The organism is Candidatus Pelagadaptatus aseana (genome assembly GCF_040362265.1).
Lineage (GTDB): Bacteria > Pseudomonadota > Gammaproteobacteria > Pseudomonadales > Cellvibrionaceae > Pelagadaptatus > Pelagadaptatus aseana.
Window position 1 is genome coordinate 202,718 of sequence record NZ_BAABNJ010000001.1, and the last position, 13,760, is coordinate 216,477.

A 13,760-nucleotide genomic window follows, 5' to 3' on the forward strand; every position below is an offset into this window, starting at 1 on the left:
ATTCAGAAAACGCTGATCAGCCCCAGCACACACAGCCACAAAATCAGGGTACGTGACAACAACGGCTGCACCACCTCAACTTCCTGCTCGGTAATGCCCTCCTGAGTCAGTTCGCTGCTGTTGACGTTCAGGGCGCCGTGCACCATCGACTCCAGTGCATCTTCCGACGCGCAGTCAAAACTGAAGCAGCGATTACTGAGCGCATAATAACCGCCCATATAGTTTCCGGTAAGCGCCAGACTCAATCCCAGAACCCGGATAACCGGCCACTCCATCAGCCAGCACAAACGCGCCGCCAGCAGGCGTACAGCCTCGGAATTATCCGGCTCATCGCGGGCGAAAACCGCCAGGCGATACAACAGGGCACCGGCAATACCCAACAGAAAGAACCAGAAGATGGCGACAAACATCCGCTCCAGTGCGCCATAGGCAATCCTGCGCAACACGGCGCGATGCAAATCAGCCCAGCCGTTAAGAGGATCGGTATCCACACCCAGACGCTGAGCGTACTCTGCCGCCACCTCGTTATCCTGGCGGCGACTGGCCTCGAGATAACCTTTAACCCAGGGGGTAAAATCCCCGCGCCCCAGACAGTAGAGCAACATAGGAATGGAGATCAGCAACAGCAGCCACGATGACCAGCTCTCCACCAAAGCCAGCAGCCACCACACCAGCAATACCGGAACCAGTACCTGCAACAGCAAACTGATCTCCGCGGAAAGTTTCCAGCCATTGACCTGCCCCGCCCAACGCTGCCACCACTGATCGCGATGTAATGACGTCACCGGCCCCCAAAACTGCACAATTGCGAATACCGCCACGATCACCAAAAAACTCACCACCGCCTCCTTTGCCTGATGACAGCCTCTGCAGATAATTTATTGCGGCTGTGTCACCAGCATCTTTTTATAAAGTGACCAATCAAACGCTTCACCGGGATCGGTCTTGCGCCCCGGGGCAATATCACTGTGCCCTACAATTCTGTCGAAAGTGATCGCCGGATACTGCTGCTGAATAGCCCGGGTACAGGCAACCAACGACTGGTATTGAGCCTCAGTGTAAGCCTGATCATCGGTCCCTTCCAGTTCAATACCAATAGAAAAATCGTTGCAGTTTTCCCGGCCATCAAAACACGATTGCCCCGCATGCCAGGCCCGCTGATCCAGTCCCACAAACTGGGTCACCTGCCCTTGCCGGTCAATCAACAGATGGGCCGACACCTGAAGATTCTCGATCTCCCGAAAAAAGGGGTGGCGCTCGGTCTCCAGCTTATTACAGAAAAAATCTTCTACGCAGCCGGTACCGAATTCCCCGGGAGGCAAACTGATATTGTGAATCACCAACAGCGACACCGACTCACTGTCGGGGCGCTGATTGAAATTGGGAGAAGGCTGACAAGTGGCTGTTGCGAGCCAACCGTTATTCACAAGCTGTGTCATTCACACTCACCGTCCACTGTGATTAATTTCAACACCACCGCGATCAGATAGCACCTCACCTGATCTGCGGATAAATTATCATCCGACAGCCACCGAACCATCAGCCGATACGCCGAACCCATTAACACTTCATTGAGAATATCCGCCGGCAGCTCGGCCCATACCTCACCTTGCTGCTGACCATCGGACACGCGTTGATACAGCGCATCGTGCAGAGCCGACTGCACAAACTGTCGCTCTCCGACCCAGTAAGCCAATGGAATATTGAGAAACACAATGCGGGCCATGCCGGGGTTATCAAAATAGAAATCGCACCACACCGTCATGATCGCCCTCACCTGATCGGACAACTGTTGATGTTCTTGGGCCGCTGCAATCATGGTGGCATTGAGCCGGTCCAGATCCTGTTTAATACAGGCGTACAGCATCTCTTCTTTGTTACCAAAATATTTATAGACGGTCTGCGGGCTCACTTTGGCCCGACTGCAAATATCCCGAATCCCGACATCCTGATACAGCCCTGAGGCAAACAGTTCGAGAATGGTCACACGCAGCTTATCGAGTGTTTTGGCACTGATGGCACGCCGATCTGTGGCGGCTTCAGTCTGAGGAGTGGGTTGTTTACTGACGGCATTTTTATTCATGCCGTTATGGTACCCCAATCGGAGCAGCGCCAACAAAACCTCAGACCAACAGCACCTTATTCCAACAATCTCTCACTCCAACAGCAAGGCTTGACCCCACCAGAAAATAAACGGTAACATTGTTTCCATATTTTCCAGCACCGACAATAATGACTATGGAACTTGCCTCTGTATTACCCATTTACGCCCTGTGTGTGGCGACCCTGTTAACCTTTGGTGAAACGCTGGTGGTTATCCGCACCCGAAAATACTGGCCACTGTCGCTGGATGATTATCTGGCCTGTGCCCTGCTGGCCTATTGCGCCCTGACCTTTGAGCAACCCGCCAGTCAGCTGCTGATGCTGATCGCCTGGGCGTTTATGAGCGGCAACCTCTACGCCATGCTGTTTACGCGGATGGACCCCAACGGCGGCAGCCGCGAACGTCTGCCGGCCCTGAGCATCATGCTGCTGTTGAGCCTGATCGGCATCCTGATCAACGCCATCGTCATCTTGAATTAACCAGTACAGAGAAAGGCCATCATGAAAAAGACTGCCCAACAACCAAGTCCGTTAGACAACTCACAGATTCAACACTATCGGGAGCAGGGTTATCTCTGCCCGATTGATGTGCTCGATCAAACCGACGCCATTCGCCTGAGAGCGGCTCTGGAAGGAGCGGAAGATTTGCAGGGGCATCCCCTCGATCGGCTGCAATGCAACAAGAGTTATCTGTTGTTCGATTGGGCCGATGAACTGGTACATCACCCGGCCATTCTCGACGCGGTGGAATCACTGATCGGGCCCGACATTCTCTGTTACATGACCAACCTGTTTACCAAAGAAGCCGGCAGCCAGAGTTACGTCTCCATGCATCAGGATGCCGCCTACTGGGGTGTCGATGCCGATGACGTAGTAACGGCCTGGGTGGCCCTCAGCCCCGCCACCAAAAATTCCGGCGTGATGAAAATCGAGCCCGGCAGCCATAAAAAAATCCTGCCCCAGGTAAACACCTACGCCAAAGACAACCTGCTGACCCGCGGCCAGGAAATTGCCAGCGAGCACCTCGACAGTGATCGCCAAATCTATATGGATCTGCAACCCGGCCAAATGTCACTGCACCACTATCTGCTGGTGCATGGCTCGGACGCCAACACCACCAGCGATCGGCGCATCGGGTTTGCCATTCGCTATGTCGCCGCCAGCGCCAATAAAATTGGCCAGCCAGAATCGGCACTGCTGGTTCGCGGCAAAAACAGTGGTAACTTTATTATGGAAAAACGCACTCGCCATCTCAGCCACAAAGCCCGGATTCGAGAGCATACCCGCGCCCTCAGACGCCAGATGCAGAATATTTTTGAACCGGAAGAAAACGCCGGATTAAAAGAAAAGCTGCGCCTGCGCGCCACCAAAACACTGGGCACAGGTTTGAGCTACTGGAAAGAATTAACAGCTCGATAAAATTTCGCACAAGATGTGTCAGGCACTTAAAAATGATGTACCTTGCTCGCTCTGATTACTTTACAACAATAATTGAGCTTCCCCTGTTTTATGAGCCATACAACATCATCCAGCATTTCATCTTTATTTCGCGACCCGCTGGGCCACTTCCTGATTGGTGGCCTTCTTATTTTTTTTATCGTGGCCGCACTCAGCCCAGACCAAAATGAGAGTGACGACCCGCACACAATCGTAGTAGATCGCGAAGTGCTACTGAACCAACTGCAATACCGAGCCAAGGTGTTTGAACCAGCACTGGCCGAGCGCAAACTCGACAGCATGAACAAAGACGAACTGGAAACCCTGATCAACCAGTACGTTCACGAAGAGGTACTGTTTCGCGAGGCTACCAGTCTGGGCTTTGGTGACAACGACTACATCATCAAAAAGCGCATGATCCAGAAAATGGATTTTATTATTGATGGCGTGTCATCCCAATCGGCGGAATTTACCGACGCCGACATTCAGGCGTACTATGACAATAATCGCAATCTCTATATTGAGCCGGGCTATGTGACCTTTACCCATGTCTTTATTAACGGTGAAAATCGTGAAGAAACCGACATGGAGACTATGGCCGCGGCAACGCTCAAACAATTGCGCCGAGATCAGGCCGATTTTATTGATGCCCCAAAATACGGCGAGCGCTTTCCCTTTGGCCTCAACTACGTGGAGAAAACCCGCGACCTGATCGGCAGCCATTTTGGTCATGCCATGGCCGACACACTGTTTCAGTTAACCCCCGATACCGACAAATGGCAGGGACCATTCCGCTCCGACTACGGCCTGCATCTGGTGATGATGACCAAGCGCACCGAAGATCGCCAGCAGCCGTTGGACGAAGTGCGCACCCTGGTGACTCGCGAAGTCCAGAATGAAAAACGCCAGATAGAACGCGAGGCGGCCATCGATAACATTGTCGCCGACTACACCATTGTGCGCCGCCCGCTGACCAAGGACTGATCCAATGAATACGTCCTTGCTGTATCGCCTTGTCGCGCCACTGCTTATGTTGCTGCTGAGCAGTGTTTCCAGTCAGGCCCATGAGAGCCGTCCGCTGTATATTGAAATCAGCGAGCGCTCAGTCAATGGTTATGCCGTCAGCTGGCGCATCCCCCCCTCTGCCGCCAATGTAGCCTCGCCCAAAATCAACATGCCCGATGACTGTCAGGCTCGATCCAAGCCACGCGGCACCGCTATCTTGCAGCAGCAGTTTTTCCAATGCCAAAGCGACTTATCCGATGCCACACTGACCATCCATTGGCCCGAGTACAACCCCTCGATTTCGACCCTGCTGCGGTTTGAACGATTGTCTGGCGAAAACCACAGCGCCATTCTGGGTCCCGACACACTGCAATGGCAAATCCCAAACCGGGAAGACAGCGCCAGCGTTGCCTGGGAGTATCTGGTGTTAGGGGTAGAACACATCCTGCTGGGGCCGGACCACCTGTTGTTTGTCGCCTGTCTGGTGTTTATCGCCGGCAGTTTCAGACGGATATTGTTGACCATTACCGGCTTTACCCTGTCTCACTCCCTGACCCTGATACTGGCGACACTGGAAGTGGTAACGGTGCCCATCGTCGCGGTAGAAACCGTAATCGCCCTGTCGATTGTGTTTCTCGCCACCGAGATTGCCAGAGGCTATACCGGCGAACAGCCCGCAGCCCGACGCAACACTCTGACCTGGCGCTATCCGGTTCTGGTAGCCTCAAGCTTTGGCCTGCTGCACGGTTTTGGCTTTGCCTCGGTACTGACCGAAATCGGCTTGCCACAAACCGAACTGCCCATCGCCCTGTTGTTTTTCAACCTCGGCGTTGAACTGGGACAAATTCTATTTATTCTGATGCTGGTTATCACATTTAAGCTATTGATCAGGCTTGGCCAAACACAGGAACATAATGAAATCGTGGCTGGTTCAGACCATGACTTCTCCGCAATCGAAGCCATACCCCAACCGCTATTGATGGCCACCATTTACAGCATTGGCCTTCTGGCCTCTTTCTGGATGTTTGACCGATTGATCAACGGGTTATTATAAATACGAGTGAGACGGGGTCTGCAAAATAAAAAAGCCAACTGCATCGCAACAGTTGGCTTTTAGGTTCCGAACATTTCGATCACCAGGGATTGGCAACAATCACCATACCCACTACCAGCAGGGCAATGCAGCCTAAAACCATCAAGCGATCGGACATTTTTTCGTGGTTGAATTGAACATTCATCTTACACCTCCAAACAATTTATTGATTCTGGTGTTGAGGGCCTCTTTGCTCTCAACGTGGTGTCATTATTGGCGAATATCGTAATTCTGTATGTGTCCTGTTGTGTGGTCTTTGTGCCATTCCCGGCGGGGCATTGTTCTATTGCTGAGTTACAACCCAACAATCACTTATTGGGCTCATCAGTAACCCGTGAGCTTCGACATCAATTTATGACGCACGCGATCGGGTAAGTGCTTATCCAACTGCTGCCAGAGTTTGGCTTTTACGCCCAACACCTGGCTGCTGCCATTCGTTTGTGATGCCTTCCAAATGGCATTGGCCACATCTTCCGGTACCAGATCGACGGTTAAAAACTTCATCAGCTGTTCCGGCATGCCATCGACCATTGCCGTTTTTACAAAGGGCGGCTTCACCGAGACCACGCGAATATCATCGGCTTGCCACTCAAGGCTGAGCGCTTCGGTCAAACCATTGACATAGAACTTGGTGGCACTGTAAACCGCCAACAATGGCACGCCGTGAATACTGGACGCCGAACAGAGATTGACCATTACCGCATTCTCGGTTTGCTTCAGATAGGGGTGGGCCAACTGTGCCAGATGGGTAAAGCCTTTGACGTTAATGTCGATCATCAAGTCGTGTTTGACTGGATCCACATCGGCAAAATCGCCTGAGCTTAAAACGCCTGCATTATTGACCAGAACATCGAGGCGACCGCCGGTCTCCGATGCAAAATCTGCCAGTGCAGCCGCAATGGAATCCCCTTGAGAGACGTCACAGAAGCCACCACAGGCATGGGCGAATTCACCACTGATCAAAAGCGCCTCGATACCTTGTTGATTAATGTCGTATAAGCCAACAAAGTAGCCTTCTTCGGCAAAACGTCTTGCGGTTGTCAAACCGATGCCTGCAGCGGCACCGGTAATAAAAACGGTTTTCATACTTTTTATTTTCCTGTCATCTCGGTAGTAACCCATTGTTTGCTATTAATCACTATAGCGACAAAGCAACAGCAGAGAATGTGACTTGCGGCCAGCAATTATGAATTTCGGCCGTAAAGCCACCGCTGTATCTCGGCAGGACCAAAGCCAAAATATTGCTGCAGAACATCGGCCAACGTCTGAAACCGGGCCGGCAACGCCCGACCTTTCTTTTTCAGTAGATACAGCGGCTCCATGACCTTTTTCCTGGGTTGATATATGCGCAACCGTTCAGATGAGTGGAAACTGTCGATGGCACTCATGGGCAGCACAGTAAAGCCCAATCCTCTGGCAACCGGTTCAAGAATCTGACTGATCTGATTGATGCTTGCCGTTACCAGCAGCGCTTCAATGTTCAGATGTTCAAATAGCGGGTCTCGACTTTGGGCACAATAAATTGAGAGATAATGCAGCGCATCCGGGTGCCCCACCAAGCCGATATCAGACAAGGCTTCAGCGGTTAGCTGTCGAACATCGAATGCCGCGGGCAGGATCAGGCATAACGCCTCCTCGCCCAGTGTCAGACAATCATAGATCGTGGAGGCAGGTAACTCCGTCACCACGGCAATATCCAGCAACCCTTGTTTTACCTCTTCAAGGATTTGCCGATTGGGTGCCGCCTTCAGCGTCACCGACAGATCCGGATGGGATACTTGCAGATCCAGTATTTTCGGGTACAGGGATAACGCCATGGCCCCCGAGCAGGCCATTGAAATAGCACCGGCAAACGGGTCATCGAATGCCAGATTCTCCAGCAACTGCTGTTCGCTCTTTAGCAACTGTCGCGCGTACTCATACACCAGTTTTCCCTGCTCGGTAATCTCAAACCCTTTGTTTTCACGCTGTATCAACGCATGCCCGCAGGCCTGCTCCAGCTTATTGAGATGCTGACTGACACCGGGCTGCGTCATAAACAGCTTTTCAGCGGCCCGGGTAAAGTGCCCGGTATCAATCAGGGTAATAAAGGTTTTAAGCCACACAGGATTCAGCATCAAACAACCATAACGGAACATTATCATTTTCATTATAGATGATAATTTCACCTAATATCTTTGCGTTCATATACTGGCCACATACAAACACACACAACCGAGACAGAAGATTCTGGAGCAGATTATGAAGATGAATCACGTGGGCATTATGGTCGGCGACATGGACCAAGCCGTCGAGTTTTACACCAAGGCACTGGGGCTCAAAATCGTTATGGACAACACCCCGGTAATCGAAGAACGGGAAACCGCTATTGGCCGTATGTGCATCGCCGTATTTGGTGAAGGTTTCAAAGGATTCAATATCGCCCACCTGCTGACCAGTGACGGCATTGGCGTTGAATTATTTGAAATGAAAGAACGGCAGGCACGTCACAAAGTGGACTTTACCCGACTGGGCATTTTTCATCTGTGCCTGCAAACCGATGACTTCGATGACGTCATTGCCAAAACCGAACAATACGGCGGCAAGGTTCGCATGGACATCATGCGCTACCACCCGGAAGACGACAGCAAACCGGCGAAAATGGTGTACCTGGAAGACCCGTTCGGCAATTTGTTTGAACTCTACTCCCACTCTTACGCAGAAACTTACGCCTCAGAGTACGAATAAGCCGTTACTGCAGGGCTTAGTAAAATCGAAATCAAAGGGGTGGCCCATCTGCAACTCAGACAGGCTCAAACTGCACCTGATTGCGGCCACCCTCTTTGGCCTTGTACAACAGGTCGTCAGCTCGGGTCAGGGTGCGCTCGATGGGCTCATCCACCTCACGCATGGCCACCCCCAGAGAGATGGTAAAGCCATTGGGCAAAATATCTTTGCAGACGTCCTGAGTTTCAACCACATGGCGCAATCGTTCTGCCAGTTTTACCAGCGAATCCTGAGATTCTCCACCGCATAAAATAATGAACTCTTCACCACCAAAGCGATAAACCAACTCACTTTTGCGGGTTTCATTTTTCATCATGGTTGCCAAGGCTTTCAGTACTTCATCGCCAACGCCATGGCCATAGGTGTCGTTGATCGATTTAAATTTATCGATATCAATGGCGATCACACCGATATCGCTCACCCTTCCGCGATTGTGCAATTCCAGCATACCTTCAATATTGGCAACAAAATGGCCACGATTTAACAGCCCGGTCAATGGATCAATGTGAATCAGCGATTGCACTTTGAAATGGTAGTGAAGCAACAGACTCAGCACCGCCAGTGACACCAGCGTCATCAAGATCGACGACAAACCCTCTTCCACCTCCACTTCAAACTGATACTCAATCATTGAGGCGTCGGAAAACAGCAACATGCGCATCCCGGTACGCAGTCGGTATTCAAACATCAGATAGGGAATATGATTGCCTTCAAAGTACAGATATTCGAATTGGCCATCGGCTTCAGAGTGTAATGAAAGCGTTTCCGCAGGATTGTAATTCAGATGTTTTTTTATCTCGGCCATATCCGAGTTCAATGTCAGCCCCTGATACTCAAGTAACATGGGCTGGAGTAACTGGTCCTGAATGCTGATGGCAATGTTATTGCTTTCAATAAAAACAATCTTCTGACCGGGCACCTGATACTGCTGAATATTAACGGGAGTATCGACACGCACAATGACGTGAAACAGCTCTCCCGCTTCCGACTGCTGCTTCATCAGTGCGTATATACCCAGGTGATTGGACTGATCGGTAAACAATGCCTCCCAGTGAAAGTCCTGCTCGTAATCCGCCTCAACCCAGCTCAGGTAGCGATCCAACTGGTAAGCCCAGCGCTCATCCGAATCCGTTTCGTGAGCGTGAATGTAGTTTGTCGCCGTGCCAATAAAGACAATTTCCACCCCCAGTGCCAACTGAGACTGGCTGTTCTTGCGAGTCATCCAGGGCAGCAGTTGCGCTTGGATATCGGCGGTGCTTTCCAGCAGCGGCAGATCCGCCAGCACCAGCTCGGATTTCTGTCGTACGCGCTTGACGTCGAGGTGCACCCGATCATCGAGTCGCTTGGCCAGCAGATCGGCTTCGTGCTCAATAAGATAAGCCTGCTTCGTGCTTTCCGAACTCAACTCAATGGCAACATCGACACAAACAGCACCGAGAATACCGATCGCAATGACCACCCAAGTCCTGATCACCGTGACTTTTGACGAAAACTTCATTAACTCTCACTCCCGGGAGTTCTGATGACACAAGGATTAAAAGGCGTAGTCCAACAGGATTTCAATTTCACCCGAATGATCCACCCCTTGCTCCACCAGATCATCGGCAAAAAACAGGCGCCCAAAATTCAATTCAATTTCAAACCGTTCACTCAGTTCCCACTCGCTAGCCACCGCGAAGGCCACGCCCACAAAAGCGTCCTCCAGATCCGCGGAAAAAGCCTGCCGGCGTCCCGGGTTATAAAGTGTGTCATCCTCGCTGTAGCGCCAATACAGACTGGATTCCAGCTTCACTTCGAGCCCGCCACCCAGATCAAACTGCAGATGAGGATTCAGGGTAATCAGATTACTTGCCGTGAACGATGACAACTCTGACAGAAAACTGCCTCGCATGTACATCGAATCAAAGGTTTTAATTTTGTCATCGCTGATACCACCACTGGCAACATCCAGGGCCAATACCAGCTCGGCATCATTGCCCAGGTCACGGACCAATTCACCACTGTAGCGCCAGGCCTGGATATCTTTTTCAGCATCCCGTCCCCATTGCAAAAACACATGGGTATTCAACTGCCACTGCACCAGTTGTTGTTCGTGCGCCAATGTCAGCATATGCCGATAGGCGGTACCCTCGCCCACAAACGGATCGTCATTTTCATAAAAATAATACCCGCCCTCCAGATCCTGATACTGCCAACCGAGATGGTAATAGCGCTCGTCATGGTTGACCTCGCTCTCCCATGAGCCGCGGCGATTATCGATGGGCGAACCGGCCATTAAACGGTAGCGATGCCCAGCGGACAGATATTGACCTCGAAACGCCATATGAGTTCGCCGCACATTGGTCCCATCGCGGGCACTGAACAGGCGTTTGCCGCCGAAGATGATTTCCTGCTTTCCCAAGCGGATTTCGAGAGCGTCAGTCAGATATTGATAGATACCCTGATGCAACTGCAGATTGCTCTCATCCACCGGTGACGGCCGGACGTTGGCATCGAGTTCGTCGGCATAGATCAGTTGCAAAAACAGTCGCGAGCGTTCGCTGGCATACCAATCCAGATGAGCGGTGTAGCGTTGCAGCAACTTTTCCTCATGGCGAACGCCATCCTCGGGCTCAAATAACTCAGTGTATTCGTACTGCAGACGGGCATTGCCGCCAATCACCAAAGGCACAGATTGCAGGGGCTGTTTCCAGACGGGCAGTTCAATACCCTGTTGAAAATGCTGCCGGTAGTCTTCATCGAAGCGCAGATTTTCCCACAGCAGGCTGGGACTGGCGGCCACAGGCATCATCGAACACAGCCCTACAACCACAACAAGGCAACCCGAGACAGACTGCTTCATAGACGTTCACTCAAGCCTTTAAAAATATGCCGCAAGTATAGCTTGTAGTGATTAATGGAAAGAATAATTGTGAATCCGTTCAGCCCGGGAGCCACTGCAGCCTGAACGGATTCACTTAGGGCTTAACCCTTGGCCAGCTCCTCGCGAATAAAATCGAGGCGATCCTGACCAAAATACATTTCCTCACCAATAAACATGGTGGGCGCACCGAAGCAGCCTTTTTCCACGGCTTTGGCGGTATTGTTCTTGAGTTTGTCCTTGATGGCCGGGTCGGCGATCAAGCCAATCAGGGCATCGGCGTCAATCCCCTTCTCCTCAAGCACTTGTTTGAAGATTGATTCGTCACCCATATTCAGGCCTTTCACCCACATGGCATCAAAGATGGCATCCACATACTGATCAAACACCCCCATTTGCTGAGCCGCATAGCAACCGCGCATCATGGACAGGGTATTCACAGGGAAAAACGGGTTCATCTGAAACGGCACGCCATAACGACGGACAAAGCGAGGCAGGTCCTGCAGCATCATGTACTTGCCTTTTTCCGGCACCAACCCCGGAGGAATATTATTGGTGGCCTTGTGTACGGCACCCAACAGCATCGGCTCATAAACCAGCTCGGCGTTGTATTCGCTGGCAATTTTTGGCAACTCTTTGTGGGCCAGATAGGCCGTGGGGCTGCCCACATCAAAATAGAATTCAAGGGTCTTGCTCATAAGGTTCTCCTTTATCAATGTTTACCAGTTCTCGACCCAGGGCCGCACGTCCAGCTCAAAGGTCCAGGCGTTGCGTGGCTGCTCGTGCAGCATCACATAATTTTTGGCCAGATCGCGAGGCTGTACCACCCCATCGCGCTCGGCCAGCTCTTGGTATTTCGGATGATTGTCGCGAATCCATTGTGTCTCCACCGCGGCATCAATGATCACGTGCGCAACATGAATGTTTTGCGGCCCCAACTCCCGCGCCATGGATTGCGCCAACGCGCGCAAGCCGTGTTTGGCACTGGCAAAGGCACCAAAAATGGCCCCGCCGCGGACACTGGCCGTGGCACCGGTAAACAGGATGGTGCCCCTCTGTCGTTCGACCATTTTACGCGCTGCCTCGCGCCCCACCAGAAAGCCGGCAAAACAGGCCATCTCCCAGATCTTGTAAAACTTTCTGGCCGAAGTATCGAGAATGCTCATGGGGACGTTGGCGCCAATATTGAACACCACCACCTCAATCGCACCGATCTCGGCTTCAACCCGGGCAAACAGTGCCTCGACCGCCTCCTCATTGCGCGCATCGACACCAAAGCCATGGGCCTCAAAACCCTCGGCACACAGCTGCTCGGCATAGGCCTCTACCGGCTCGGCATTGCGGCGCACCATACAGACGCTGTAGCCCTTCTCGGCAAACTCTCTGGCAATAGCGCTGCCAATGGCATCGCCCGCACCTACAATCAGCGCTACCTGTTTCTCACTCATAACCCCGAACCTCCCGTTGCTGCGCAACGCTTAATCAAACACACAGATAAGTTAAACTAATCAAACGAGCTTTAAAATTTGCCATTTATTAATCTAAAATAAGATTTACTTATCATAAACGAGAGCTTTCAAGTTCGTGAACCCGCCCCCCATTCAATGGCTACCCGCCTTCGCCCGCGCCGCCGAAGCACTCAGTTTTCGCAAAGCGGCCGAGCAACTCAATGTCTCACCACCGGCCATCAGCCAGCAGATCAAGGCACTGGAGGATTATCTGGGGGTTTTGCTGTTTAAACGGCATGGGCCGCGACTGGAGCTCACCGAAGCGGGCGAGTTTTACTACGGCCCGGTACAGGACATGCTGAAGATCCATCAGACCGGCTTTGAGGAACTGGATCGCCGCTTTAATCGCCGCGCCCTCACCCTCAATACCCCTCTGTTTATCGCACAGGAAATTCTGATCCCCAACTACATGGACTACAAACAGCGCCAACCGAACGCCGAACTGAGAATCACCACCGGTACGGAATACATCGACTTTACTGCCAATACCGCCGATGCCGCGATCCGCTTCGGTAGCGGTGACTGGCCCACACTGGCGTCGCGGCTGCTGTGTAAAACCCTGACGACGCCGGTCTGTTCACTGGAATATTATCAACGCCATATTCCAGACGATGGCGATCTGTTCAGCCGGGTCAATCAGCAAACCCTGCTGACCACCAACGAAGCCAACAGGGAGTGGCTGCAACTGTTTCCCGAAATCGAAGCCCGCGAGGTGATTGTCTGCGACTCCTATTTTTCGGTCATAAAATCCGCAGAGAAAGGTCTGGGCATTGGCCTGGGGCTGTTCCCGGCCATCAACAACTGGGTCAACGATCGGCGCCTGAAGACACTGACAACAGACATGTTTGATACGGGGGCCGGCTACTGGTTAGTGCACCCCAAACAACGGGGCAGTAGCGAACTGGTAGAGTCTTGCTTTGAGTGGGCCAAAGATTTGTTCGAGACGCTCCCCGAGCTGTCGCTGCCCGGGTAAGCGTCACCATCAACC

At 52.1% G+C, this 13,760-nt stretch carries 15 protein-coding genes; 6 read left to right on the forward strand and 9 right to left on the reverse strand.

Going from position 1 to position 13,760, the window contains the following annotated elements; all coding sequences use genetic code 11:
- Window positions 1-2: 2 nt before the first annotated feature.
- Genes ACPXV9_RS00960 through ACPXV9_RS00970 form a run of 3 tightly spaced genes read right to left on the reverse strand, consistent with a single transcriptional unit; the run spans window position 3 to window position 2,083 of the window.
- The gene (locus ACPXV9_RS00960) at window positions 3-839 is read right to left on the reverse strand and encodes a histidine kinase (protein WP_423893801.1); all 837 of its coding nucleotides are present in this window, start codon (window positions 837-839) and stop codon (window positions 3-5) included.
- Between the two features lie 39 nt (window positions 840-878).
- Complete coding sequence (gene ampD / locus ACPXV9_RS00965) at window positions 879-1,439, reverse strand: 1,6-anhydro-N-acetylmuramyl-L-alanine amidase AmpD (RefSeq protein WP_423893802.1); 561 nt, start codon at window positions 1,437-1,439, stop codon at window positions 879-881.
- Complete coding sequence (locus tag ACPXV9_RS00970) at window positions 1,436-2,083, reverse strand: TetR/AcrR family transcriptional regulator (protein WP_423893804.1); 648 nt, start codon at window positions 2,081-2,083, stop codon at window positions 1,436-1,438. Before ACPXV9_RS00970 ends, ampD begins: the two co-directional genes overlap by 4 nt.
- 149 nt (window positions 2,084-2,232) lie before the next feature.
- Here ACPXV9_RS00970 and ACPXV9_RS00975 point away from each other — a divergent pair, with 149 nt between their 5' ends.
- From ACPXV9_RS00975 to ACPXV9_RS00990, 4 genes are all read left to right on the forward strand, one after another.
- A complete protein-coding gene (locus ACPXV9_RS00975; RefSeq protein ID WP_423893806.1) occupies window positions 2,233-2,583 on the forward strand; it encodes a hypothetical protein in 351 nt (116 codons plus the stop codon).
- A gap of 21 nt (window positions 2,584-2,604) precedes the next feature.
- Window positions 2,605-3,522, forward strand: coding sequence for a phytanoyl-CoA dioxygenase family protein (locus ACPXV9_RS00980; protein WP_423893807.1), 918 nt, complete (start codon window positions 2,605-2,607; stop codon window positions 3,520-3,522).
- Between the two features lie 90 nt (window positions 3,523-3,612).
- Complete coding sequence (locus ACPXV9_RS00985; RefSeq protein WP_423893809.1) at window positions 3,613-4,524, forward strand: peptidyl-prolyl cis-trans isomerase; 912 nt, start codon at window positions 3,613-3,615, stop codon at window positions 4,522-4,524.
- A 4-nt stretch (window positions 4,525-4,528) separates the two neighbouring features.
- Complete coding sequence (locus ACPXV9_RS00990) at window positions 4,529-5,599, forward strand: HupE/UreJ family protein (protein ID WP_423893810.1); 1,071 nt, start codon at window positions 4,529-4,531, stop codon at window positions 5,597-5,599.
- Window positions 5,600-5,962: 363 nt separating this feature from the next.
- Here ACPXV9_RS00990 and ACPXV9_RS00995 read toward each other — a convergent pair whose 3' ends face one another.
- Together ACPXV9_RS00995 and ACPXV9_RS01000 are read right to left on the reverse strand one after the other, a co-directional pair.
- Window positions 5,963-6,724, reverse strand: coding sequence for an SDR family oxidoreductase (locus tag ACPXV9_RS00995; protein WP_423893812.1), 762 nt, complete (start codon window positions 6,722-6,724; stop codon window positions 5,963-5,965).
- 98 nt (window positions 6,725-6,822) lie between these two features.
- A complete protein-coding gene (locus ACPXV9_RS01000) occupies window positions 6,823-7,788 on the reverse strand; it encodes a LysR family transcriptional regulator (protein ID WP_423893814.1) in 966 nt (321 codons plus the stop codon).
- Window positions 7,789-7,879: 91 nt separating this feature from the next.
- Between ACPXV9_RS01000 and ACPXV9_RS01005 the strand changes: the two genes are divergently transcribed.
- On the forward strand, window positions 7,880-8,365 hold the full coding sequence (locus tag ACPXV9_RS01005; RefSeq protein ID WP_423893816.1) for a VOC family protein: 486 nt from the start codon (window positions 7,880-7,882) through the stop codon (window positions 8,363-8,365).
- Between the two features lie 55 nt (window positions 8,366-8,420).
- Here the strand turns inward: ACPXV9_RS01005 and ACPXV9_RS01010 are convergent, their stop codons facing one another.
- The 4 genes from ACPXV9_RS01010 to ACPXV9_RS01025 form a co-directional block, all read right to left on the reverse strand.
- Window positions 8,421-9,902 (reverse strand): GGDEF domain-containing protein, encoded by a 1,482-nt coding sequence (locus tag ACPXV9_RS01010; RefSeq protein WP_423893817.1) that lies wholly within the window; start codon window positions 9,900-9,902, stop codon window positions 8,421-8,423.
- A 36-nt stretch (window positions 9,903-9,938) separates the two neighbouring features.
- On the reverse strand, window positions 9,939-11,246 hold the full coding sequence (locus tag ACPXV9_RS01015; protein WP_423893819.1) for an alginate export family protein: 1,308 nt from the start codon (window positions 11,244-11,246) through the stop codon (window positions 9,939-9,941).
- A gap of 122 nt (window positions 11,247-11,368) precedes the next feature.
- Window positions 11,369-11,962 (reverse strand): 2-hydroxychromene-2-carboxylate isomerase, encoded by a 594-nt coding sequence (locus ACPXV9_RS01020; RefSeq protein ID WP_423893821.1) that lies wholly within the window; start codon window positions 11,960-11,962, stop codon window positions 11,369-11,371.
- 21 nt (window positions 11,963-11,983) lie between these two features.
- Window positions 11,984-12,712: an SDR family NAD(P)-dependent oxidoreductase gene (locus tag ACPXV9_RS01025; protein ID WP_423893822.1), complete on the reverse strand. Its 729-nt coding sequence runs from the start codon at window positions 12,710-12,712 to the stop codon at window positions 11,984-11,986.
- A 136-nt stretch (window positions 12,713-12,848) separates the two neighbouring features.
- Here ACPXV9_RS01025 and ACPXV9_RS01030 point away from each other — a divergent pair, with 136 nt between their 5' ends.
- Window positions 12,849-13,745, forward strand: coding sequence for a LysR family transcriptional regulator (locus ACPXV9_RS01030; protein WP_423893824.1), 897 nt, complete (start codon window positions 12,849-12,851; stop codon window positions 13,743-13,745).
- Window positions 13,746-13,760: the final 15 nt, after the last annotated feature.

Bases quoted from the DNA above. Each gene is read 5' to 3' on its own strand.
- ACPXV9_RS01015 (WP_423893819.1), bottom strand. From the start codon at position 11,246: ATGAAGCAGTCTGTCTCGGGTTGCCTTGTTGTGGTTGTAGGGCTGTGT.
- ACPXV9_RS01025 (WP_423893822.1), bottom strand. From the start codon at position 12,712: ATGAGTGAGAAACAGGTAGCGCTGATTGTAGGTGCGGGCGATGCCATT.
- ACPXV9_RS01010 (WP_423893817.1), bottom strand. From the start codon at position 9,902: ATGAAGTTTTCGTCAAAAGTCACGGTGATCAGGACTTGGGTGGTCATT.
- ACPXV9_RS01000 (WP_423893814.1), bottom strand. From the start codon at position 7,788: ATGAAAATGATAATGTTCCGTTATGGTTGTTTGATGCTGAATCCTGTG.
- ACPXV9_RS01020 (WP_423893821.1), bottom strand. From the start codon at position 11,962: ATGAGCAAGACCCTTGAATTCTATTTTGATGTGGGCAGCCCCACGGCC.
- ACPXV9_RS00985 (WP_423893809.1), top strand. From the start codon at position 3,613: ATGAGCCATACAACATCATCCAGCATTTCATCTTTATTTCGCGACCCG.
- ACPXV9_RS00970 (WP_423893804.1), bottom strand. From the start codon at position 2,083: ATGAATAAAAATGCCGTCAGTAAACAACCCACTCCTCAGACTGAAGCC.
- ACPXV9_RS00975 (WP_423893806.1), top strand. From the start codon at position 2,233: ATGACTATGGAACTTGCCTCTGTATTACCCATTTACGCCCTGTGTGTG.
- ACPXV9_RS01005 (WP_423893816.1), top strand. From the start codon at position 7,880: ATGAAGATGAATCACGTGGGCATTATGGTCGGCGACATGGACCAAGCC.
- ACPXV9_RS00995 (WP_423893812.1), bottom strand. From the start codon at position 6,724: ATGAAAACCGTTTTTATTACCGGTGCCGCTGCAGGCATCGGTTTGACA.
- ACPXV9_RS00980 (WP_423893807.1), top strand. From the start codon at position 2,605: ATGAAAAAGACTGCCCAACAACCAAGTCCGTTAGACAACTCACAGATT.
- ACPXV9_RS00990 (WP_423893810.1), top strand. From the start codon at position 4,529: ATGAATACGTCCTTGCTGTATCGCCTTGTCGCGCCACTGCTTATGTTG.
- ampD (WP_423893802.1), bottom strand. From the start codon at position 1,439: ATGACACAGCTTGTGAATAACGGTTGGCTCGCAACAGCCACTTGTCAG.